Origin of the sequence: Afipia massiliensis (assembly GCF_014203115.1) — a bacterium.
GTDB classification, from domain to species: Bacteria; Pseudomonadota; Alphaproteobacteria; order Rhizobiales; family Xanthobacteraceae; genus Afipia; species Afipia massiliensis.
Genome location: NZ_JACHIJ010000002.1, coordinates 755,379 through 776,885 on the forward strand (window position 1 = coordinate 755,379; position 21,507 = coordinate 776,885).

At 59.5% G+C, this 21,507-nt stretch carries 18 protein-coding genes; 12 read left to right on the forward strand and 6 right to left on the reverse strand.

Annotation, left to right across the window (positions count from 1 at the left end; translation table 11 throughout):
• Positions 1-98 precede the first annotated feature (98 nt).
• The 3 genes from HNQ36_RS08560 (at position 99) to HNQ36_RS08570 (ending at position 4,791) form a co-directional block, all read left to right on the forward strand.
• A complete protein-coding gene (locus tag HNQ36_RS08560; RefSeq protein ID WP_184083822.1) occupies positions 99-773 on the forward strand; it encodes a TetR/AcrR family transcriptional regulator in 675 nt (224 codons plus the stop codon).
• Positions 774-1,571: 798 nt separating this feature from the next.
• Positions 1,572-3,383 (forward strand): carbamoyltransferase family protein, encoded by a 1,812-nt coding sequence (locus HNQ36_RS08565; RefSeq protein WP_184083824.1) that lies wholly within the window; start codon positions 1,572-1,574, stop codon positions 3,381-3,383.
• Between the two features lie 124 nt (positions 3,384-3,507).
• A complete protein-coding gene (locus HNQ36_RS08570; RefSeq protein WP_184083826.1) occupies positions 3,508-4,791 on the forward strand; it encodes an MFS transporter in 1,284 nt (427 codons plus the stop codon).
• A 130-nt stretch (positions 4,792-4,921) separates the two neighbouring features.
• Here the strand turns inward: HNQ36_RS08570 and HNQ36_RS08575 are convergent, their stop codons facing one another.
• The gene (locus HNQ36_RS08575; RefSeq protein ID WP_184083828.1) at positions 4,922-6,319 is read right to left on the reverse strand and encodes an autotransporter domain-containing protein; all 1,398 of its coding nucleotides are present in this window, start codon (positions 6,317-6,319) and stop codon (positions 4,922-4,924) included.
• 276 nt (positions 6,320-6,595) lie between these two features.
• On the opposite strand from HNQ36_RS08575, the gene HNQ36_RS08580 reads away from it, so the two are divergent.
• The 3 genes from HNQ36_RS08580 to HNQ36_RS08590 all read left to right on the forward strand — a co-directional run bounded on the left by HNQ36_RS08580 (position 6,596) and on the right by HNQ36_RS08590 (position 8,759).
• Positions 6,596-7,513, forward strand: a complete 918-nt coding sequence (locus HNQ36_RS08580; protein ID WP_184083830.1) for a LysR substrate-binding domain-containing protein — start codon at positions 6,596-6,598, stop codon at positions 7,511-7,513.
• A 65-nt stretch (positions 7,514-7,578) separates the two neighbouring features.
• Positions 7,579-7,950: a Crp/Fnr family transcriptional regulator gene (locus HNQ36_RS08585; protein ID WP_184083832.1), complete on the forward strand. Its 372-nt coding sequence runs from the start codon at positions 7,579-7,581 to the stop codon at positions 7,948-7,950.
• Positions 7,947-8,759, forward strand: a complete 813-nt coding sequence (locus HNQ36_RS08590; protein WP_184083834.1) for an MBL fold metallo-hydrolase — start codon at positions 7,947-7,949, stop codon at positions 8,757-8,759. Before HNQ36_RS08585 ends, HNQ36_RS08590 begins: the two co-directional genes overlap by 4 nt.
• 175 nt (positions 8,760-8,934) lie before the next feature.
• Here the strand turns inward: HNQ36_RS08590 and HNQ36_RS08595 are convergent, their stop codons facing one another.
• On the reverse strand, positions 8,935-9,549 hold the full coding sequence (locus HNQ36_RS08595) for an RES family NAD+ phosphorylase (RefSeq protein ID WP_184083836.1): 615 nt from the start codon (positions 9,547-9,549) through the stop codon (positions 8,935-8,937).
• Between the two features lie 3 nt (positions 9,550-9,552).
• The gene (locus HNQ36_RS26105) at positions 9,553-10,752 is read right to left on the reverse strand and encodes a helix-turn-helix domain-containing protein (protein ID WP_246395315.1); all 1,200 of its coding nucleotides are present in this window, start codon (positions 10,750-10,752) and stop codon (positions 9,553-9,555) included.
• 182 nt (positions 10,753-10,934) lie between these two features.
• Here HNQ36_RS26105 and HNQ36_RS08605 point away from each other — a divergent pair, with 182 nt between their 5' ends.
• From HNQ36_RS08605 to HNQ36_RS08630, 6 genes are all read left to right on the forward strand, one after another.
• Positions 10,935-12,047, forward strand: a complete 1,113-nt coding sequence (locus HNQ36_RS08605) for a Fic family protein (RefSeq protein WP_184083838.1) — start codon at positions 10,935-10,937, stop codon at positions 12,045-12,047.
• Positions 12,048-12,154: 107 nt separating this feature from the next.
• The gene (locus HNQ36_RS08610; protein ID WP_184083840.1) at positions 12,155-13,450 is read left to right on the forward strand and encodes a metallophosphoesterase; all 1,296 of its coding nucleotides are present in this window, start codon (positions 12,155-12,157) and stop codon (positions 13,448-13,450) included.
• Between the two features lie 27 nt (positions 13,451-13,477).
• Complete coding sequence (locus tag HNQ36_RS08615; RefSeq protein ID WP_184083842.1) at positions 13,478-14,560, forward strand: GTPase-associated system all-helical protein GASH; 1,083 nt, start codon at positions 13,478-13,480, stop codon at positions 14,558-14,560.
• 9 nt (positions 14,561-14,569) lie between these two features.
• Positions 14,570-15,622, forward strand: coding sequence for a TRAFAC clade GTPase domain-containing protein (locus HNQ36_RS08620; RefSeq protein WP_184083843.1), 1,053 nt, complete (start codon positions 14,570-14,572; stop codon positions 15,620-15,622).
• The gene (locus HNQ36_RS08625; protein WP_184083845.1) at positions 15,619-16,473 is read left to right on the forward strand and encodes a TRAFAC clade GTPase domain-containing protein; all 855 of its coding nucleotides are present in this window, start codon (positions 15,619-15,621) and stop codon (positions 16,471-16,473) included. Before HNQ36_RS08620 ends, HNQ36_RS08625 begins: the two co-directional genes overlap by 4 nt.
• Positions 16,463-18,475, forward strand: coding sequence for a GAP1-N1 domain-containing protein (locus HNQ36_RS08630; protein ID WP_184083847.1), 2,013 nt, complete (start codon positions 16,463-16,465; stop codon positions 18,473-18,475). The genes HNQ36_RS08625 and HNQ36_RS08630 overlap by 11 nt, the downstream gene beginning before the upstream one ends.
• Positions 18,476-18,584: 109 nt before the next feature.
• Here HNQ36_RS08630 and HNQ36_RS08635 read toward each other — a convergent pair whose 3' ends face one another.
• Genes HNQ36_RS08635 through HNQ36_RS08645 form a run of 3 tightly spaced genes read right to left on the reverse strand, consistent with a single transcriptional unit; the run spans position 18,585 to position 21,489 of the window.
• Positions 18,585-19,367, reverse strand: a complete 783-nt coding sequence (locus HNQ36_RS08635) for a hypothetical protein (RefSeq protein ID WP_184083849.1) — start codon at positions 19,365-19,367, stop codon at positions 18,585-18,587.
• Positions 19,368-19,404: 37 nt separating this feature from the next.
• Positions 19,405-20,670 carry a three-Cys-motif partner protein TcmP gene (locus HNQ36_RS08640; protein WP_184083851.1) on the reverse strand — a complete coding sequence of 422 codons (1,266 nt, stop codon included), beginning with the start codon at positions 20,668-20,670 and terminating at the stop codon, positions 19,405-19,407.
• Between the two features lie 39 nt (positions 20,671-20,709).
• Positions 20,710-21,489, reverse strand: coding sequence for a phage Gp37/Gp68 family protein (locus HNQ36_RS08645; RefSeq protein WP_184084139.1), 780 nt, complete (start codon positions 21,487-21,489; stop codon positions 20,710-20,712).
• Between the last annotated feature and the right edge of the window lie 18 nt (positions 21,490-21,507).

Sequence of the window (21,507 nt, forward strand, 5' to 3'; positions counted from 1 at the left end):
TTTGAATGGCAAGTGACGATCAAACAAATGTATGATTTTGTTTCGCAGCGCGGAACACCCTTCGCGCTTTTGCATGGCACCTCTTACCGTTGGCTTCGATGTCGAGCGATCAGACGAAAAACGCCATTCTCACCGCCGCAGAAATGCTCTGGGCCGAGCGCAGCTTCGGCGAAGTCACGATGCGTGACATTGTGGCCGCCGCCGGCGTCAATCTCGCAGCGGTGAATTATCATTTCGGCTCCAAGGATGAACTGCTGGCCGACCTGTTCGTCAGCCGCACCACCGTTCTGAACCGCGAGCGATTTGCCGAGTTGAAGGCTGCGGAGCTGGAGGGCGGCGGCCGTCCGAGCGTCGATGCGATCCTGCGCGCGCTGGTCGGTCCGCCGTTGCGATGGTGCCTCAGCCCCGATCTTCAACGCTCCGCCGCAGCCAGGTTCATGACCCGCGCCTCGGTCGAGACCGTGCCGCCGATCAAGAAGATCGTCGATCGCGAGTTCCGGCATCTGCAGCGGTTTGCGACGGCATTGCGTCTCGCCCTGCCCCATCGCGACGAAGTCGACATCTACTGGGGCCTGCATTTCGCGCTGGCGATGATCCGGCAAACCGTGACGGACAGCGAGCGGCTGAAGAAGCTGTCAGGCGGATTGTGCGATCTCAACGACACCGACGACATCATCCGGCGGATTGTGTCCACAGCGCGGGCTGCGCTCGGGGGCGGCACCGATGCCGCGACTCCGCTTGCGGTGCGTGCGTCAGGTTCTCGTAAATCCTGACGGTGATCCGGTTCAAGATCAGAATCCAAACACGTCATAAAAACGAAACGAGGTGCGACGGAGAACCGGCGCACCTCGTATTCGTTTGCAAACTCGCTTTACGCGAGCGCGTAACTCTTAGTACGGGCAGATCGTCCGGCCCCAGCGCGGGCTCCAGTAGCAGCCCGGAGCAATGAAGCCATAACCACGGCCACGGCCGCGATAGTAGCCACGACCGCGACCACGGCCACGAGCCCAACCGCCGCCTCGACCACGGCCGCGACCAACGCCGCGCCCACGGCCACCACCCCGACCGCGGCCACGCGCTTCCGCGGAAGTCGAAGTCGATGTCGCGACGACAAACGATGTGCCTACGAAGCTGATCGAATAGACCAACACCAAGGCCGCAGCCGCAAGGGCACGCTTCAAGAAGTTCGAACGCGTCTTGATCTGAGTCATAAAGGGCACCTCCAATTCCGGAAACGCAGTGGAGCACTTCCGCGTATTAAACCCGCGAGCCTGCGTCCCGTTCAGGCACGTTCGGAAAATAGATAGTCAAAAACAAGACTACCGCACGATTCATCCGGTAACAGACTAGGGTCAACCTGCCCCATGGGTCAAGCAACCTCGGCCCGATCGCGTTGGCGTTTACTTAGAAAGCATCACAATCTGTTCATGCTAATCTCGATACTGCCATACCCATGCTGAACGGGTGTTCATCATGCTGAACGAAAATCTTCGCAAGTGCGAGACACGGTTGAACCTTCCGAACCATTCCCACCACTAAACGTTTAAGCCCGCCGCTCCGAAAGTTGGTCCATGCCCAAAAAACATACTTACGTTCTCGGCCTCAACACCTACGACCACGACGTGAGCGCCTGTCTGCTGCGGGATGGCGAGATCGCTTATGCAATCGCGAAGGAGCGCATCACCCGCGAGAAGCACGCCACTGGCTTCTACAAGGAAGTCATCGATTACTGCTTGGACGCCGAAGGGATCACGCTCGACGACGTCGATCTGGTGGTCCGCAATTGCTACATCCTGCCTGTGCCTGAAATGGAAGACCGGCTGCTGTACCAGGATCTGCCGGGCTTCCTGCCCGAATATGAACGGGCGGACGCCAAGAGCCATCCCCACTTCCTGTCGCGATCCGACAAGGTGGTGTCGATCTCGCATCACCTCGCGCACGCCTACAGCGCCTTCGCCGTCTCCCCTTTCGAGGAAGGCGTCGTGATGATCGTCGATGGCGTCGGCAGCTATCGCTCCGACGTCAACGAAGCGTTTCCCGAAAGCGACGCCGCCACGCCCTTGGCGCGCGAGTCGGAGAGCTACTATAAATTCTCGGGCTCGAAGCTCGAATGCCTCAAGAAGGTCTGGATGGAGCCCGATCGCGGATTTCTCAGCGACGAGTTCTACAACATGCCCGGCCTCGGCGCACTCTACAGCCGCGCCTCCACCTACATCTTCGGCGACTGGAACAAGTGCGGCGAACTGATGGGACTTGCGCCTTACGGACGTCACGGCAACGTCCCGTCGCTGATGCAGATCAAGGACAACACGCTCACCGTCCCGCGCTGGACGTCCGAACTGAACAAACCCTACATCATGGACAGCGACCAGAAGTGGGAGACCAGCCCGCTGATGAAGCACTGGGAAGATCTCGCCTGGCGCGTTCAGGACGACACCGAGAAGGTGCTTCTCGCCCGCGCGGCATGGCTGCGTGAGACCACGGACGCGAAAAATCTCTGCATCGCAGGCGGTGTCGCACTGAACTGCGTCGCCAACGGCCGCGTCGCGCGAGAATCCGGTTTCGAGAACGTCTGGATTCAGCCGGCGGCCGGTGACGACGGCATCGCGATTGGCTGCGCCTATTACGGCTGGGTGGAAATCCTCAAGCAGCGCCGCAGTTTTGTGATGGACCATTCCTATGTCGGCAAGCGCTACTCCGATCAGGAAGTCGCCGACTCAACCAGCAAGTTCTTGGTTCGTATCCAGACCACGCAAACCAAAAGCAACGACATCGCGAAAGATACCGCGAAACTGCTCGCCGATCAGAAGGTGATCGGCTGGTTTCAGGACCGGTCCGAGTTCGGCCCGCGTGCCTTGGGCAATCGCAGCCTGCTGGCCGATCCGCGAAAGCCCGAAATGAAGGACATCCTGAACAGCCGCGTCAAGCATCGCCAGCCGTTCCGGCCGTTCGCGCCCATCGTGCTCCATGAGCGCGCGAAGGAAATCTTTGAGGGCGAGGAAGACTCGCCCTTCATGCTGATCGCCAAGAATGTCCGTCCCGAATGGCGCGATAAAATTCCCGCGATCGTGCATGTCGACGGCACCGCGCGGGTGCAGACGGTGCGAGAGGAAACCAATCCGACGCTTTACCGGCTGCTGAAGGAATTCGACGCCCTCACCGGTGTGCCTGTGCTGATCAACACGTCATTCAACGTCAAGGGCGAGCCGATCATCGAGACGCCGCGCGACGCCGTGATCTGCTTTCTGACCACCGGCATCGACCATCTGGTGATGCACGACACGCTGGTGTCGAAGAACGCGATGCACAAGGTCGTCGGGCCGCTGGTGAATACCTACACTGAGGTCGCCACCATGGTGATGTCGAACATGAAGCCGGCGTGACCGCGAAAATCGGACGCCGGCCTCCGCGTGGGATCGCCGCAGGCTCCACCGACAAGCGGACCTTGCGCTAGCCGCCTCTTTCCCTAAAGCGTCACTTAAGTTCAGGGTTGAGGCAAGAATCACTATGGCGGCGCCAACATCCCATGCGGGATGGAAAGTTGTTATCGGATCGGGGATCGGAATTTCCTTCGGTTCACTCGTTTTCATGGGTGCGGGCTTTGCCCTCCTCGCCAGCGCTTGGGCACGCCAGTTTGGCTGGACCCAACCCGAGCTTGCCAAAGCCGCCACGATTTTCCTGCTTGTCCAGACGGCGATGTATCCGGTTTGCGGGTGGATGCTCGACCGGTGGGGGTCCCGCAAGGTTGCGACGGGCAGCATCGCGCTCTTCGCGATCTCGCTCATTCTCTTGAGCCAGATCGTAAATTCGCTGACCGAGATGTATCTCGCCTTTGCGCTGGTCAGTCTGGTCAGTGCCGGCACCAACGTGGTGTCCTATGCGAGGGCCATTGCCCTCTGGTTCGATCGCAGGCGGGGACTGGCTCTGGGGCTTGCCGCCAGCGCGCAGGCCGTCGGCTCGTTCCTCATTCCCATCCTGGCGCAGAAAATCATCGCGCAGTCCGGATGGTCGGCCGCCCTGCTCTCACTGGCTGCTGTCGAACTGCTCGTCTGCCTGCCTCTTGTCGCTCTCCTCGTGAAGGATAGTCCGGCACCCGGTGATCTGCAGCAGGACGGCACTCAACCGACCGAAACAACACCTGGCGCGCAGCGCGAAGCCGCTGGCATGGACGTCCGCGCCATCGTCCGCACCGCGACGTTCTGGAAACTCGCTGGCTGCTTCGCGATCATGGGCCTGTCGCTTTACGCGATCGCAGCCAACATCGCCTTCATTCTGACCGAGACCGCGGGCATGCCCCTCGCCGACGTGGCGATGATACAAGCCGTGTCGGGCCTCTCCGTTCTGCTTGGGCGCATCGGGTTCGGCTATCTGCTGGACAAGCTGCAGGCCCCGGTCGTCGGCATCCTGACGGTCACGCTCGCCGCGGCCTGTTTCGGACTCTATGCAACAGCGACGGCACCGGCGCTGATCTTCGTCGCGGCCGCGATTGGCGGTATCGCGGTCGGCGGCGAAACGGACCTTATGCCCTATCTCGCCAGCCGCTACTTCGGCACACGCGCTGTCTCGAAGACATTTGGCTGGTTTCTGTTCGCATTCTTCATCGGCGCGGCGATCGGGCCAGTTGCATTCGCGCAGCTATCAGCTGCCTACGGCGGCGCCGTGGTGCCGCTGTTCTTGCTGGCCGCGCTGCAATTGATCCCCGCAGCCTTGTTCCTGTCTCTCGGCCGCTATCCTGAAGCAGCCACAGAAGCAGACGTGACTTCCGTAGAGTCCGCACGTCCGGCAACGTAAAACCAACGAGCGGCGCAACCAGCCTTCGCTGCAAAAAACATCGAAGGCGCGGATCGCTCCGCGCCTTCTTTGTTATCCACCAGAAGCAGGAAGCTGATGCGAGGCAACCTCAAGCCTTGTCGCAGATAAGTCAGAACGGCCAGTTGGCCCGCGCGTTCGCGGTCCACACGCCGTAGTTCGCACCGATGCCGCCGTATTCGCCGCCGAGCGCAAACGATCCGCCACCAGCCATGGCGACATTGACGCCGCCGGTGACACGGCCGGACCAGCCGTCGCTGATGCCGATGAACGGCACACCCACCGGCAGTGCATTGTCCGTCGCGAAGCGCCAGTCACCATAGAAGCCAAGATAAGGTGACAGCGTCGTCGTGGCCGACACCTGCCACGGCGCGATGACGCGACCGCCCGCCGAGATGCGGCCGGTGGCGAAGTCGCGAGACGCCTGCGACGCCTTGAGGCTGTCGGTCCACGCGCCCTGGTGCTCCCACAACGCGTAGATTTTGGCAGACGGCTCGAAGACGAAAGCTGCGACGCGGGTGTTGCCGGTCAGCCCGGTGGACGCGATCCATCGCGAGCCGTTGAAGCTGCCGCTCGCGGTGCCGGCCACGCCGTCGTACGAAAGGCCCGACCAGCCCGCTATGGCATCCCAGCGCAGCATCGGGGTGATCCGCCATGCAGCGTAGCCGCCAACGGTGCCGCCGCTGCCTTTGAGATTGCCCGCGAGCGAAACGAAGTCGTAACTGAAGTTCTCGAAGCCGGCGAACACGCCGACCAGAACGTCGGGGCGAAGCTTGTAACCGATACCGGCGGTGGCATTGATCTGCGTACCGCGAAGATCGCCGGCAGCATTGTTGCGATCCCAGCCGGTGCCGCGAATATCGGCCCACAAGCTCCATTGCCGCTCAAGCGTCGGCACGCGCGGCGCCTTGGTGGGACCACCGGCATAGGCCAGCGCTGCGAAAGCATCATCGGCGCGGCGTGTCACATCGGATCGCGTGCCGACACCCGCATCCGGTTCAGCCGCGAAGTTGAACGACATTCCGTTCGCTCCGAACGTGACCGGCCTGCCGCCATTGGCAAAGGCATCGCCGATCGCGCCATCAACCGCACCGGTGAGCGCCGCACCGGAGGCCTGAGCCACCATCGTCGAGCCCTGCACCTGCACCGCCCGCAGTTTCTGGCTGTTGGTAGGGCCACTGTAGATCGGCAAGCAGGCGGCCGTCACGCTGATGGTTTGCCCGATATTCTGAACCTGAAACCGGAAGGTTTGCCTGAGTGAAGTGTCGCCGCCGTTGCCGGTCACCGTATAGGTGCGAACCACCGTACCACTGGAGTAGATGCCGTATTGATCAAGCAGCGTTCCGGGAACCGAGACCGACGTGATCCACCACTGTGCGCTTGCCGCAAGCGTCGCATTGACGCCGGTGACGGTGAACGTGATCTTGTCGCCGACCTCAAAGCCTGTGACCGTTTTCTGGGAGAATGCCGGCCCATCAGTTTGCGTGACGTTCCATGTTCCAGCATTCACGCTGTCGCAACCTGCCGAGGCCCGGGCTTCACCGCTCCCACAAAACAGGATGCCAATGCTGGCTATTCCAAAAAACGCGCGGCGCGCGAGCGAAAACGGGCGAACACCCAGACGACAACCTGACAGCAAAGTAAGCCCCCGATTCCTGGTCACGCAAAAACGACCGAAGCAAATCGACGCGACGCGAATCGCGTCATCGCCCCATCAAATGGATGGCAAAGCGTCGCTTGATGTGTCAAATTCATGGAATTCAAATATTAATGAGAAATATGCATCGTGATTACTCTGAGACACATCGAGATCGTCACGGAGCTTGAACGCCACCGCCATTTCGGGCGGGCAGCGGAAGCGCTGGGCATCACCCAATCCGCCCTGACGCGCGCGCTCCAGGCGCTGGAGACCGAACTGGACGTCCGGCTGTTCGACCGCGGGACGGGCGTTCCCGAGCCAACAATGTTTGGCAAGATCCTGCTGGAGTGGGGTCAGCCGGTCGCGCGCAGCATGGACAACCTCACCCGCGAGATACGACTGGCGAAGGGGCTCGAGGTCGGTGAACTCACGGTCGTCGCAGGCACGTTTCCATCGGAGCTTTGGGTGCCTCAGGCGCTCGGACGGCTCGCCATGGAATTTCCGAATGTCCGTTGCCGCCTGCGCTCCAGCGAAAGCCGCCGCGCCGTGAAGGAAGTTCTCAACGGTACCGCGGACATCGCGATCGGCGACCGCGTCGAAGTGCGAGGGCTCGATGACCTCGCCTTCGAAAAGCTGATCACCGTCAACGTGGCGTTGTTCTGCCGACCCGGTCATCCGCTGCTGCAACGCGGCGTGATCGGAGAAATGGATCTCGCTGATTATCCACTGGCCGGCCCTCGGCCGTCGCACTACTCGTCTGACGTCATGGACAGCGCCGGTGACAATCGTGCGCTGACCGTCCCGAAGTCCGGCGGCTTCGTCCCCCGAATCTGGGTCGAGAGCTTTGCGGCAATGCGTGGAGCTGTGATCGCCAGCGATGCGATCAGCTGGGCGCCGATCCCGCTGCTTGAGCCCTATTGGCGCCGCGGCGAACTAGCCCACCTGGTGATGAACCCGACCCCGATCGATATCGAATTCGGGCTCATCACCCAGCGTCACCGCACGCCCTCGCCCGCGATGACGGCCTTTTTCAAGATCGTCCGGAAGATTGCCGCAGGCGACTGATTGCGTCGGCCGAATTCCAGCCTAGTATCTAGGCAGAACCGGCGGCGAGAGGCTGTGAGCGTTCCATGACAATCGAAAAATGTATCAACGAGTACGATGCCTCCGAAGTCGTTTTCGAGGAGGGATCGACCGGGCGCGAGCTGTTTGTGGTGCTCGAAGGCAAGATCGACATCGTCAAGGATACGGGCGCAGGCCGAGCGGTGATCGTCAGCCTCGGCAAAGGTGAGTTCTTCGGCGAGATGGCTGTCATCGACGGCTCGTCGCGCTCGGCAACGGCGGTTGCCGCCGTGTCCGGCACGAAGGTGATGCGGATCAATCACGCCCGCTTCGTCTACCTCGTCAGCCAGCAGCCGGCCTTCGCGCTGATGATCATGGATGCCCTCAGCAAGCGATTGCGGGCCTCGAACGCGATCACCTTCAAGGCCGCAACGCCATGAGCGACCGCAAGCCCTCACCCTTTCCCATTCTTCGCAACGACGATGTCTGTTCGCTGATTCAGGCCGCCGAGGACGTCTATCAGATCCGGTTCAAGAACCGCGCCGCCAATGCCTATCTGGTGCGCGGCAGCAAGCGGACCATCATGATCGATGTCGGCCTGTCCTCGAACTTTCCGCATCTGCTGGAATGCCTTGCGCATCTCGGCGTAAAGCCTTCCGACATCGACATGGTCATCCTCAGCCATGAGCATCTCGACCATATCGGCGCGGCCTACCACTTCACCGGGAAGACGATCATCGCCGCGCATCGCCTGGCCGCGAACAAGATCATGCTGCGCGACGACTTCTCGATGCTGCGCAAAATGTTCAATGAGCCGAATATGCCGATCGACGTCGACATCTGGCTTGAGGAAGGCAACCTGATCGATCTCGGCAACTTCAGGCTGAATGTGATGTATACGCCGGGCCATACCTCCGCGTGCATCAGCCTGTTCGATCAGGACAAGGGGCTGCTGTTCGCCGCCGACACGTTGATGCCCGGCGGCGTGATGGGCGGCGTGTTCGGGTCGGGAAGCATCAGCGACTACATCCAGTCGCTGGAGCGCTTGAAGGGGCTGGACTCGAAAATCCTGCTGTCCGGGCACGGCCGCCTGTCGGATACGCCGCATGATGACGTGAGGATCGCGATTCAGCGCTCCCACGCGCTATTGTCAGATACGGCCCAACTGTTCGACGCGCTGGACGCGCGATCGAATTTCGAGCCGATCATGCAGTCGGTGCGCGACCTCAACAAGCTCGACGATTCGTGAGGCGGTCTCGCGGATCGCGGCGAGTATCAATTTTCAGGGAAGTTTGGAGCGGGTGAAGCGCCTTAAACTAATTCGCATGTAATTGAAGTAACAAGCGAATTTAGATCAACCCGATCGACGTGTATCCCACTGCGTATCCCAAAATGTAGCGCAGATATTTGGATGCGGCGATACTCTACACATCGGGACTCGTGTCAAGCACAGCGCCGTGGAGGCGCACAAGTTCGTCGGTACGCTTGCGATGATCTCTGAAGTGTTGACCCGCCAGTTGAATTAGGTCGGTTGGAAGAACCCGGTCGAATATTGCGTAGCAAATCTCACCGTTGTTGTGGCGGGAACGATAGGCCAACCCATCGAGTTCAGGGAAATCCTGATAGAGTTGCAGCGCCAGTGTTTGGGACGGCCCATAGTCATCATTTGCACTCACGGACGCGTCGACTCCGTGAAACAGCAAACCCTCGTCCATGATTTTAGCCAGGACGATGGGGCGATTGAGCCGTAGCGGCGACCACATGCGCTCCTCAATGAATGACCGCTTCACGATGCGGTGGGCTGGCCGCCGCAGCACCGTCTCTACAAACGCTCCTTCAAGCCGCTCCGCTGCGTACAGAACCTGGTACTCTCCGTTCGGCGCGTCAAAGCGGTTTTGCGGCGGACTACCTGCTGGTGGGCCGAAGAAGATTGGTCCCTGCTTCTCACGATGGACCCGCACGATGACTTCTCCCGCATCCAGTCGTTCAGGGAGCAGTCCGGCAGGAAAGCGGGCCGTGGGCGCGAACGGCAGCGGCAAGATTCATACCTCGCCTGCATCGAGGTATGCGATGGCAGCATCCAGAGCTTCGCGGGCTCTGCCATCCTGGAGCGCCTGGCTCGGCGTACTGCCCAAGTTTGGATCTCGCTCGGTCAGGAACTGCAGCGCCGACCAACGTCCGGCTTTCGCGGTGTCGAAAAGCTTGACGATCGGACCAAGTCCTTCGACAATTTTTGTCTTCTTTCCTTCGCCAACGAACTGGAATTTCGGCAAGGTCAGCTCGGAGCCCTCCATGAGCCCGAGCGCTGTCCCAAGCTTGACTCGCTTGTGAAGCGCCTGCCGGGTCACGCCAAGCAATTTTGCCGCTTCGGTGAGTGACAGACTGCCGCCAGCATGCCGCAAGACTGAGCGACTGATCACGGAGAACCGTTCCTTGTCAGATAATTCTGGCGTTCGTGTCGCGCCCTCAACTTCCGCCAACAAATCGGCGGAAAGGCGGAACTGGTTCGTGGCCAAGTCGATATGTTTGGCGAGTTCAGAAAATGCTCGCGGCCGGTCATAACGGCAGAGACGAAGAAGCTCCGTACCTGCCGGCGTCAAATCACTAAGAACCACGAACGCATCGATCGCCAACCGTTCGGCGCGTGGCGTTGGCGTCCAGTGGTGCATCAGGGCATTTCGTAGCTGGTTGGAGCAATCCAGGACATTGTGAACGATGCTGCGATACCAAGTGGATTTGGCTTGGCGGCGATGGTTGAATGACGATCGCAGGCTGACAAAATCAAAGTCGTCGACAGCCGCCTCATGAAATGCCGCACTCATCAAAAGCGCGGCACTCTGAATCCGGTAGTTGAAGACGAATACAAGGTTGAGCGCCGGACTGCCGCCAATCTCCGGAAACAGCCGTGGAGCAAAGGGAGCTGGATCTCGCTCTCTGATTTCGTGCGTTACGGCCATCAATCCCCCCTCGACCGGGCCGGAAGCAAAGGGCGAGCCCCCTGCTGCCGCTGTCACCGCCCAAGGCAGTCCGACATGCGACCGCGCAAAGCGGGAAGCAGACGGAATGAGCAACGGCACTAGAGGCCCTGTATGTCCCACAGCAGGGGCTAACAATATCTCGGAGAGGTACTCCGATAGAGTCTTTCCGGCATCCCGAGCGCGCGCTTCCGCAATCGCTCGTACGACCGGATCGAGTTCCATCGCCTGTGGCTGGATTTCTGGTGTTTCGTGCTCGGTGTTCATCGAGCTGGCGCCCATTCTTAGGGTTGATACCGAGGTTGATATATAACCGAATGGCACCCGACTATCAACCCAGCCGCCAGCACCCACCTTGGAAGCCCGGGTTCCAGGATGAGCTATAGGATCGGCTTGCTATAGCTCATAATTGTGCTAGATGTGAGCTATAGATGGAATTTCTATAGCTCATGACCTGGAACTGGGAAAATCCGAACTGGCCGAACTTTGTGTTCGATTCCAAGCCCCTGGAGGCTTTGGAACAACGCTTTCTGCTGCAATCCGGCCAGTTCATCGGCGCCTATAAGCATGTCAGCGCCGACGATCAGGAAAGCCTCAAGATCGAACTGATCAGTGAGGAAGCGGTCAAGACCTCGGAGATCGAGGGAGAGATCCTCAACCGGGATAGCGTGCAGTCGTCACTGCGCGCCCAGTTTGGGCTCGGTGCAGAGAAACCGGGCGTCAAACCCGCAGAACGCGGCATCTCAAAGATGATGGCAGGCTTATACCATAGCTTTGCTGTCCCTCTCACAGACCAGACCATGTTCGACTGGCATGCCTCCCTGCTCGCGGGGGATGGTGAGATCAAGGTCATCGGTGGCTATAGAACCCATCCGGAGCCGATGCAGGTGGTGTCCGGACCGATCCACAAACGAAAAGTCCATTTCGAGGCCCCTCCTTCCGCGCGTGTGCCGGAAGAGATGAAGCGCTTTGTTCAGTGGTTCAACGACACCAGCCCTGGGGGCGGAAAAGCCCTCCCCGCACTGACGCGAGCAGCACTGACGCATCTCTATTTCGTGTGCATCCATCCATTCGAAGACGGCAACGGGCGGATTGCCCGGGCGCTCGCCGAAAAATCGCTGGCGCAGAGCCTTGGCCAGCCGAGCCTCATCGCGATCGCGTACACGATCGAACGCAAGCGCAACGACTACTATCAAGCATTGGAGGAAAATAACAAAGAGCTGACGATTGATGGCTGGATGAGTTATTTCGCCAATATGATCCTTGAGGCGCAGGACAACACGCTCAAGCGCGTGGAATTTTATGTCGCCAAGGCGAAATTCTACGAAAAATTCCGCGACCGGTTCAACGGACGCCAATCGAAGGTCATCGTGCGCATATTCCGGGAAGGCATCGACGGATTTAAGGGTGGCCTTAGCGCCGAAAATTACATCAATATCAGCAAGACTTCGCGGGCAACCGCGACGCGCGATTTGCAGGATCTGGTCGAGAGCGGCGCGCTGACCAGAACAGGCGAATTGCGGCATACCCGATATTTCTTGAATCTTTCAGGTCATGGATGACGCAAGATGATTTTATGGATCGCGATTGCTGGCGAAAAGTCTGCCTGCTCTGATGCTCCACCCTCTCCGCGATTGACTTCGCAGTCGCTGCGATAGGGAGTGGATCAGTGCTTCTGCTTCACCTGTCGGATATTCACTTTCGCAAGGGCGAAGTTGGCACCGCCATGGACCCGAACGCGCATTTGCGCAACGAGCTCTTGCTGGACGCGGTGGCGCAATGTCAAAAAATCGGAGCGACGCCGGAGGCGGTTCTGGTGTCCGGCGATATCGCCTTTGGCGGCGACGTCGACGAGTACGCCTATGCGTTGGATTGGCTCGACAAACTCTGCACACAGTGTGGAACAACGCTGTCTGCGGTGTTCACGATCCCCGGCAATCATGACGTTGTTCGGAACATCGCAGGACGACGCCTGATCCAAGCACTACACCACGACATCAAGAGCGCGAGTGTGGCGGCGTTGGATGGAGTGCTTCGCGGCCTCCTCAGCGACCCGGAAACATTACGATTGTTATACGAGTCAATCGGACCGTATAACACCTTTGCAGGCCAATTCTTTTGCGACCTGTTACCACCCGAACGCACCATCGCGCATCGCGATCTTGTGTTAAACGATGGCTCTATTCTGCGCGTGTCAGGCTTTAATTCGGCATTCGTGTCAAGTGCCGCCGACAAGGCCGGGGATCTCTTCGTGGACCCTGCTTGCACACAATTGATCCGTGAGCGCGGCGTCGAGCACCTTGTCATGTGCCACCATCCTTATAACTGGTTGCGACAGGGAGACGTGTTGCGCGACTTTTTGAACGACGTCGCCAGGATCCACTTGTTCGGACATGAGCACACCAATCGCATCGAGATGGGACAAGACTGGGTCCGTATCGCAGCCAGCGCGGCCCATCCCGACCGGACCGAACCAGGTTGGGAGCCGGGATATAATCTGATCGAGCTCAGCGTGGATGGTCAGGACGGTGAGCGCAAGCTGAACATTCGCTCGCACGTCAGGGTCTGGCAGCAAAGGCCTGGCGAATTTCGTGCGAAGACTCATCGCGGCTCTGACTTTTTTGGCCAGAGCATTCGGCTGGACGCCTGGACGTCGCCTCAACCGAGCCAAGCGCCCGCCGCGCCAACTGCGCCATCTGTCGCTGTCGCGGCAGATGAGCCGATCAAACCCGAAGCCGCAAGGAGCGATCCGATGGACACGTTGCGGGATATCAGCGTTCGATTTTTCAAACTCACGCTGAGTCAGAAATCGGCAATCGCCGGCAAGCTCAATCTTCTTGAAGAGGAAGATGCTAACCAGCCGGACTTTGAGCGGTTCAGGCGCGTGTTCGTGCGCGCGCGTGATCGCGGGCTTGTCGGCGACCTGGACCGTGAAATCAAAGAGGTGGCCGCGAAGGGTCGCTGACATCGCTGGGAAAATGGGGGGAGCAACGTGACTGAATTCAATTTTGCGGACAATTATCGGGCGGCAGGCCTGTCGGTCGGTCCTGAAATCCTCAAGACGCGGCAGGAGCCATTCGACAAACTGCGCAAGGCTATTGATCCGGCCACCGCGATCAACCTTGTGCGTCTGTATTTCGGCCTCCCCGTCCCCGGCGGCACGGATTGGTTTCGTGACGCCTTCGGCGAGACCGATACGTCCTTTTCCTTGATCGATAACGCGAGGGAGGCCGCTGTTCTGGCGGCCGGCTTGCTGGAGTCAGCAGCCAGCGACGGCAAGGTCTTTGCGGCGTTGGCCATACTGACGACCGCCGCGGGCGGCCTGCGCGAGCCAAAGGTTCGGCAGGACCTGATCGACGCGATGAAGTTCGTGCTTCGGGATAAGGCGGTTGCGGCCAGCAACCAGGCGCCAACAGACCCAAAAAAGATCAAGCTCCCTGCAGCGAGCAAGCTGCCGGCTGAGATTGACGCTCTTCTCCAGGCGCCCGAAATCGGGAAGGCCTCGAATCTCCTGAAGCAGGTGAGTGACGAGGCGACGGCGAATACCAAGTCCCTCACCAATCAGGTGTTCGGGGTCACGGTTTCTCTCTCCGCGGAAGTGCAGAGGCTCCGCGAAGAGGTGGAGATGCTGTGGTGGCATGTTGGTGGATGGAGCCGATTGCTCGATAAGCCGTTCTCTGAGTTCACCCCCGGCGTCGCCGCCGTGCTCGCCGGCATCGACATGGCGGACATGAGCCGTTCGGCGACCGGTCCGGCAGCAACGGCCGCGATCTTGCAAAGAACGCTTGCCGCGACGAACAAAGACATGGCGTCGAAGATCGCCATTCGCGACGTCGTCGACGCCTTTCCTCAGGATCAACTCGATCTTTTGGATCTTGGGGAAGAACTCGGCAACGTCTCCGAAATATGCCCTGTTTTGAGCGCGTTCCCGAAGGCCAAAGAAATTGGCGCCGGTCAGGCCTGGCATGCGGCCTACGCCCGGGCAACCGGACTTGCGGCGGGATCTCAGTTTTCGCCGTTAGATATTGCCGTTCAAGTGTACCGTGAGCGGTTGCTCCTGCGCGATTTGGCATGAGTCACGACCATGGCGGACAGCGTACAGCAAACAGCGTGTCGAAAAACCGACTGTCAGGTCGCAGCGACCGGAAAATGCGCCGACGGGCACGACCCGCTTGCGTCTTGCCCCAACTACGGCACTCACGCCGTTGAATCGAGCGAAGACTATGACGGCGAGCTCGATTCCACGGAGAGCGCCGCCATTACCGCCGAGCGCATCCAGCTTCCCGCGGGCGATGCCTTGACGCCCGATGACGTCGATCAATTTCTGCGTTGGCGGGATGGCACCTTTGTTTGCATCATCGGCGACAGCCACAGCGGCAAGACCACACTCATCTCCGCTCTCTACGACAGGTTTCTGAGAGGCGATTTCGCAGGATCGGGCTTTGCGGGAAGTCGCAGCCTCGTGGCGCTGGAGCGCCGTTCGCACCATGCCCGCGTGGATTCCGGGCGGCTGAGCCCGGAGACCGCGCATACCTCGCTCCAGGATGGGCTGCGGTATTTCCACTTCGCCGTGGTCGCAAGCGGCGATCCCGGCAAACGCACAGACCTTCTGCTGTCGGATCGATCCGGGGAGACATACCGCAAGGCCCGAGACAATGCGGCCGAGGTCAAGAACCTGCCGGAAATCGCCCAGGCTAACAGGGTTGTCTTGTTGCTTGACGGAGGCCGTGTCGCAGATCCGGTTGAACGTCACGGCGCTTTGCACTCCGTTCGTCAAACCTTGCGCGTTCTTCTCGATAACGGAGCCATCGATGACACCTCCATCGTGCAGATCGTCACGACCAAGGTCGATCTGATATCGGCGAGTGGCGAGGCACAAACCTGCCGGGACAGCATTTCCGCATTTTGTCAGAGATTGACGGCAGACTTTGGCACCAGGCTACATTCCCTGTCCTTTCACGACATTGCCGCGCGTGATCCAACCGGTGGACTTGCGCCCGCTCACGGCCTCGAAGCCCTCCTCCAGGACTGGACGACGCCGCAGTCCCGCAGCGCGCGGTACGTTCCGCGTCCGATCGTCTTGCAGAGCGAGTTCGATCGGCTGCTGGATCGGACACCGATGGAACTTCTGCCATGAATGACCAGTATCATTCGATTTTGGGCCTTCCAGGGTCGGGTAAGACCACTTATCTCGCAGCGCTGTGGCATGTGCTTGACGCCGGTGAGGTCCAGACCAAGCTCGTTCTCGACAAACTTGTTGGCGACAACGAGTACCTGAACAGAATCGTGGAGGCATGGCGCCGCTGCGAGGAAGTGCCACGGACCTCGATGCAGGACGAAAAGCAAATCGTCATTCACAGCCATGTCCCCGCGAACGGGACAAAGGTCATCTTGCGGTTTCCAGATCTGTCAGGGGAGTCGTTCAAGCAGCAGTTCGCGACGCGAACCTGCACGCCGGACTATGTCCAGGGATTTTCCGACGCTGGCGGGATCCTCCTGTTTGTCAACGCAAACCGTCCAAACGACGGCCTGACTCTCGCGGACATACAGCCCGCCCTTGCGGATTCCGGCGAGCAAGGTGAGACGCCGATCGAGAAGGATTGGACTGCCGACGTCGTACCAGAGCAGGTGCGGTTGGTTGATTTGCTACAGTTCCTGCTCCGGCCACCTTTTGCGCGACGTCAGCGTCGTTTGGTAGTGGTCGTATCGGCCTGGGATGTCGTCATGGAGCCAAAGCCATCGCCGGAACAATGGCTGAAGCGCGAGCTTCCGTTGCTGCATCAGTTTCTTCTCAACAATCCCGAGAGCTTCGATGTGCGGGTCTACGGCGTTTCCGCCCAGGGCGGCGATGTGACGGGCGCACAACGCACCACGCTGTTACAGCAGACTCCAAGCCACCGAATCGAGTGCGTCGGTCCGGAAGCTGATGCCCACGATATTACGGCGCCACTGTTGTGGCTGACAGGAGATCAAGAAGTTGGCGGTTGAGCCCCATACGTCGGTGAGGCTTCACCAATGCTTGTTCGGGTACGACAACGGGCATCGTCTTCTGTCGACTTCGCATAAGTTACCGGATGATGCTGCAGCACTGTTGTTGCAGCATAGCGACCTGGTCCCCGGGCTGAGTGGAAGCCAGTTCGACAGCTATTGGACCGGGCTGCCGCTATCAGCCGCCAAGGTCTATGCGCTGATGCGGACCTGGCCGGCACCGGAAATGCCGCGCCCTGGATGCGTCTGGACCCATGTGATCTTGATAGCTCTTGCGGACATGGCCCGGTTTCCCGATCTGGGCGTTCTCAATTCTGTTTTGACTCGCCCCAGCGTCTCGCCGAACTACTCATCCTATGCGGGGCCTCTCGCCATTGATCCAACAGAACCATCGGTCAGGACGCCTTTCTCAATCCAAAATGGCCTGAGCGTGGTCCGGGCGCTCTACGCGCCGGGCGCAAGTGGCGTGGTTATGGATCAGGGTGAACCGCTGGACGCGGCTGTTTTTGCCGCGTGGTCCCAGCAATGGCCGCGGCTGAGGCGAGCTTTTTCATTCCGAACCGCCGGACCTGCCAATGAACCATCGGCTGCGCGTTTTGATCTGCGGATCACGCGTGACGCCTTGGCTTCATCACCTCCCGCGCGGACCAGCAGCGCTGACGCGCGCGCGGACTGGGAAGACGCGGCTGTCGACGATCTGACCGCACTCGAGGTCACACCATATCGGCGGTTCTTGTGGCGCTACGGCTCGGACATGCGGCGTGGCCGCGAGAAGTATCGGTTTCTTGCCCAACTCTTCTTGACGACCCGGGTGCCGGCATTTGACGCAAGAACATTTGACCGAACACTTGGCCTCGTCGCCGAGGTGCTGCCGGAGCCTGACGACGGCAAGCTGCTCAAGGATGATTTTCTTTCCTGCGGCCGGAGCCCCTATTCTCTTCTCCCGCCAGCCAGCGCCGTCGACGCCCTTCGCTACGTCGTCGAGCATCCGGATTTGAAGGCGCTTCCTGCAGTGCCTGAGGCGACCTTTGCTGCGCTTGTGGATTCGTGGCCAGCCCGCGCCGCGGACGTGCTGGGTTTGGCCGAAAGCGCCGCCAACAGCGACGAAGCAACTTTTGAGAAGATACTCAAACCACTCGCAGCGACCGCGGAGCCGGCAAGCTTCATCGGCTTGTCTCGCGATCATTCCGTCGTTCGCAAGCGCGTGGTTATGGAGAATCCGGCCTTGCTCGATAGCGCGGATCTCGGGACTCTTCCTGCAGACGAACTCCTCGACCTATTGACCGTGTTACCGGACAGCGAAGATTTGGCCAGCAAAGTCCTCGGTCGTCTTCTGTGTGTTGACAATGCCGATGTGGCCGCGACTTTTACCGATCGGTTTCTCTCAGTGACGGAGAACCAGGTTTTCGGGGCGTTGGTTGCCGAGCAGGCTCACTCGAAACCACTGCTGCCGCACGTTTGGCCGGACGCTGTACGGCAGCGCAGCCCGGACCTGGCGGCCCACATCCTGAATCGGGTTGCAACGACGACTGAGCTTGGCGTCCTCGTCGGATGGCTTGGATCGAACGTGACGTCGGGTTTGCGGGCCTCACCTGCCGTCTGGGCTGAAACACTGCGTCGGGCCCAAGACGACGTTCGTGGCCCGGCACGGCAGCGACTACTGAGTTATCTCCTCGCATTGGCCTTGGCCCGACCGAGTCCAGGCTGCGAGCCTTTGTTCGAGGTGGCGTTCGAGAGCGTCCATGCCGATATCTGGTCGTCCCGGCTACCTTATGATGCGTTCGATGCCCTGTCCCGCTTCCTGCCGAATCTATATTGGTGGGACCAATGGGACACGTGTCGCAGGCTTCGCCTCGCCGTGGCGCGAGCCTATGTGAGCGCCGACCTCGATCCGCGAAGTTTTCGACGCTTAACCAGCGACGCCGGTTTGTTTGACCGTCTGGTCGACGCTGTCCCGGACACAGGAGCTGGGCGCCGATATCTCAAACGCGTGTCTGGCTAACCATCCACCTTGTTAAAATAGATATTTGTTCGATGTGGTGGTTATGTTCACACCTCGAGCGACGACCCTGCATGCGTCTTGCAGCCAAAAGCCGAACGTCCCAGCGCGCTTATTCCACCTCCGGCCTGGAAAGATCAGCGCTCGCCAGCATCTGATCGTAGAACCGGCGCCTCATACGTAACTCTCGGAGGTCCTTTGCCACAACCTCGCCGAATTTATTGATAGCTACGGACGTTTCATCAATCCTAATCGGCAGATCCTTCTGCGCCGCGTCCTCGGCTGCGTCGATCTTCGCCCGGTCGTCGTCGGAGAGATCGTACTCCGGGTCGTCCGCATAGACTGACCCATTGTAGTCCGACATGCACTTGCTGAGCCGCCCGAGGATGTCGATGAGGTTTTGACGGGCGCCTGTTATCTCGGCAGGCCCGAAGTTTCTGTCCTGCCGTCGAATTAAACGATCGCGGGTGCTGTCGACCGTTTGGTTCATATCCCATACCCAGTGAGGAAGCACCCCATGGTCATCCTCACGTTCATAATAGCCACGCGCCAGGTCTTCGGACAGTTTTTCGAGCGCGGCCAATTCTGGCTTGAGCCAATTCTCCAGCCGTTTTTCACGGTCTGCGTGAACCTGCTGCAAGGCGACGGCGGTCTGCACCGAGGACAGCTTGAGCTGCTTCAGAACAGGCTGAACGCTAAGCCAAGCAACGAAAATCGCGCCAAACATCGCCAACAGTGTCTGATATCGGGAAAACCACCATTCGATGCAGCCGAACGGAGCGTCCTTGATTTGCTCGCACCCGCCATTGAAGGTTGCGCCATAAGAAAACCCCAAGACAAGCGCCAGCACCGCCGCAGCTGCGATAAGGGCAAGCGTATTTCGATTGTCATTCATTCAGGTACCAATCGTCATGCGATCGCGATGGCACGGGTCACTTCTTCCCTTTCTTGCTTTGATCATCAAAGAAGATGGGAAAGAAGCTGCGCTGCTGTTTCAAGCGCAGGATGTCGCTGGTCCTGATCGTGTTGGCCTTGCGCCGCTCCCCGCCACCTTGTTCGGTGATAACCTCCAGATCCGGGTTCTCGATGATCGCTGAATTGATATCGAGCATGTGAGCCGGGGTCGCGTTGTAGATGCTGGCGTAAAAGTCGCCAACCAGAAGCGCATCGCCGTAATTTGTGATAAGCCGCGGAATATCATCGTGAAGCTGCTTTTTCGCTTCCGCCCGTCCCGCTTCATCGAACACATAAAGCATGCTGTCGGCTTCACTTGGGTCGTAGGACAGCATGTGCAAACCGGATCGGCCGAAATGGGCCTGGGCGCTGCTGTTTTGATGCAGGATATTGTTGTATTCCTGACGCGCGCGAACTGAATTTGCGAAGTGGATGAGCCAATAGCGCCATCCGTCAGGATTGTGGATGGAAAACGGACTGACATAGTTCGCGCAACGCCGAAACGACTCGAACACGAGGCGTTCCGCTGCGCCAAGCCAGGCGTCCTTGGTCATCAGACCATCGAGCTGCGACAGATCATCCGGACTGACGCCAAACGGTGCGAGTTGCCTGGCCAGTGCGGCCCGATCCGTCTGATGCAAAAACGTCAGCAGCGTCTGAATGCCGAACGTGTAGAAGATTTCAACCGATGTGAACGACGCGACGATGTCGCTGATTGTGTTGATTTCAACACTGCCTGTTCCGCACTGGTCCAGGTTGAAGAGGACGTTGTGATAGCCACCGCGTTCCAGCAACTGCTTCACCTCGGGATAGAGTTCGTCGAACTTCTGATTTCGGTACTCGATGCGAAGATGGAGCTTTGGCACGCTCTCCTTGATTCCGGCAATCAGCGGAGCAGCATTCGTTCTCAGCAACTCGACAGTCTCTTTGTCGAAGTCGTTCAGGATGAGCAGGCATTCGATGTCGAGCGGCGACATCCCCTCTGCCTGGCGCTTGATGTTGAATTGCTCCGTCGCGACACGAAGCTCGTTGATGAAGATCAGCGGCGACCCAGGGCTGCCGCACTTGTATCGGCCGCCGCCCGCAAAACCATCGACAATGGCAAGACGAAACCGGGACTGCTGGGGAAGCTGGCAGCGCACAGCCAGATAGCGCGCGACGTATTCGGCGATGACCTTATGCTTGCGTCTTGAGTGCTCCTCAAGAACCGCGCCCGTAACCCATAAATACGGCTTTTTCGACATTCGCCCCCGAATGAATCCTGCTATCCAGAGGCGTCATTCTCAGAGCGCGAGCGAAGCCTTCGGCATTTCGTCCCAGACCTGATCGCGATATACGCGCCCATTGGCCTTTTTGGAACGGCGCTTGTTGTCTTTCCCCCATGTCCCCCACTGCTTGAAGAAGAACGCGGTGTTGTGCATCGCACACCGGTCGAAGATTTCATCGATCCATTCCTCGCGGATCGGGCGGGCCGATCTTCCGCTCTCTCCGCCGACGATGGCCCAATGGATCTCGCGGAGATCGACCGCCCCCACCGGGCCGATCAGCGGCTCAAATGAGATAAAACGGATCGCCGCCGGGACAGTACGCAAATGATCGATACGGCCAGTGACGGCGGCATTCTCGACGCTGGTACCGAGCCACACGTTGGGCAGGACTTCGCCGATCTTGGAGCGGACCAGCGCTCCCATCCGCTCCGGACGCTTGGTCAGGATCTGATAATGATGATGGGGTGTGGCACGCATGACGGCCCACACTTTCAGGATGAAGGCGTCGGTCACCCGGTCGTGAAACAGGTCAGACATCGAGTTGACAAAGATTTTCCGCGGCTTCTTCCAGCGCAGCGGAATGTCCAGGGCCGCCTTGTCTTCGCGGACCACGCCGTTCCAGACGGTTCGTTTTCCACTACGGCGCGTCAGTCTCTTATATTTCGGGACATTCATTGCCTGAAGGCGCCGCGCCATTTCCATGGCGTAGCAGTTGGTGCAGCCGGCGCTGACAATGGAGCAGCCAGCAACCGGATTCCAGGTGGCGTCGGTCCATTCGATTTGCGTCTCGGCCATGACCGTTCCCACATCGCG

What these genes read in the sequence shown, in the direction of transcription:
- HNQ36_RS08590 (WP_184083834.1), top strand. Translation starts at nt 7,947, where the DNA reads ATGAGCGACCGCAAGCCCTCACCCTTTCCCATTCTTCGCAACGACGAT.
- HNQ36_RS08635 (WP_184083849.1), bottom strand. Translation starts at nt 19,367, where the DNA reads ATGAATGACAATCGAAATACGCTTGCCCTTATCGCAGCTGCGGCGGTG.
- HNQ36_RS08565 (WP_184083824.1), top strand. Translation starts at nt 1,572, where the DNA reads ATGCCCAAAAAACATACTTACGTTCTCGGCCTCAACACCTACGACCAC.
- HNQ36_RS08585 (WP_184083832.1), top strand. Translation starts at nt 7,579, where the DNA reads ATGACAATCGAAAAATGTATCAACGAGTACGATGCCTCCGAAGTCGTT.
- HNQ36_RS08645 (WP_184084139.1), bottom strand. Translation starts at nt 21,489, where the DNA reads ATGGCCGAGACGCAAATCGAATGGACCGACGCCACCTGGAATCCGGTT.
- HNQ36_RS08570 (WP_184083826.1), top strand. Translation starts at nt 3,508, where the DNA reads ATGGCGGCGCCAACATCCCATGCGGGATGGAAAGTTGTTATCGGATCG.
- HNQ36_RS08620 (WP_184083843.1), top strand. Translation starts at nt 14,570, where the DNA reads ATGGCGGACAGCGTACAGCAAACAGCGTGTCGAAAAACCGACTGTCAG.
- HNQ36_RS08640 (WP_184083851.1), bottom strand. Translation starts at nt 20,670, where the DNA reads ATGTCGAAAAAGCCGTATTTATGGGTTACGGGCGCGGTTCTTGAGGAG.
- HNQ36_RS08625 (WP_184083845.1), top strand. Translation starts at nt 15,619, where the DNA reads ATGAATGACCAGTATCATTCGATTTTGGGCCTTCCAGGGTCGGGTAAG.
- HNQ36_RS08560 (WP_184083822.1), top strand. Translation starts at nt 99, where the DNA reads ATGTCGAGCGATCAGACGAAAAACGCCATTCTCACCGCCGCAGAAATG.
- HNQ36_RS08605 (WP_184083838.1), top strand. Translation starts at nt 10,935, where the DNA reads ATGACCTGGAACTGGGAAAATCCGAACTGGCCGAACTTTGTGTTCGAT.
- HNQ36_RS26105 (WP_246395315.1), bottom strand. Translation starts at nt 10,752, where the DNA reads ATGAACACCGAGCACGAAACACCAGAAATCCAGCCACAGGCGATGGAA.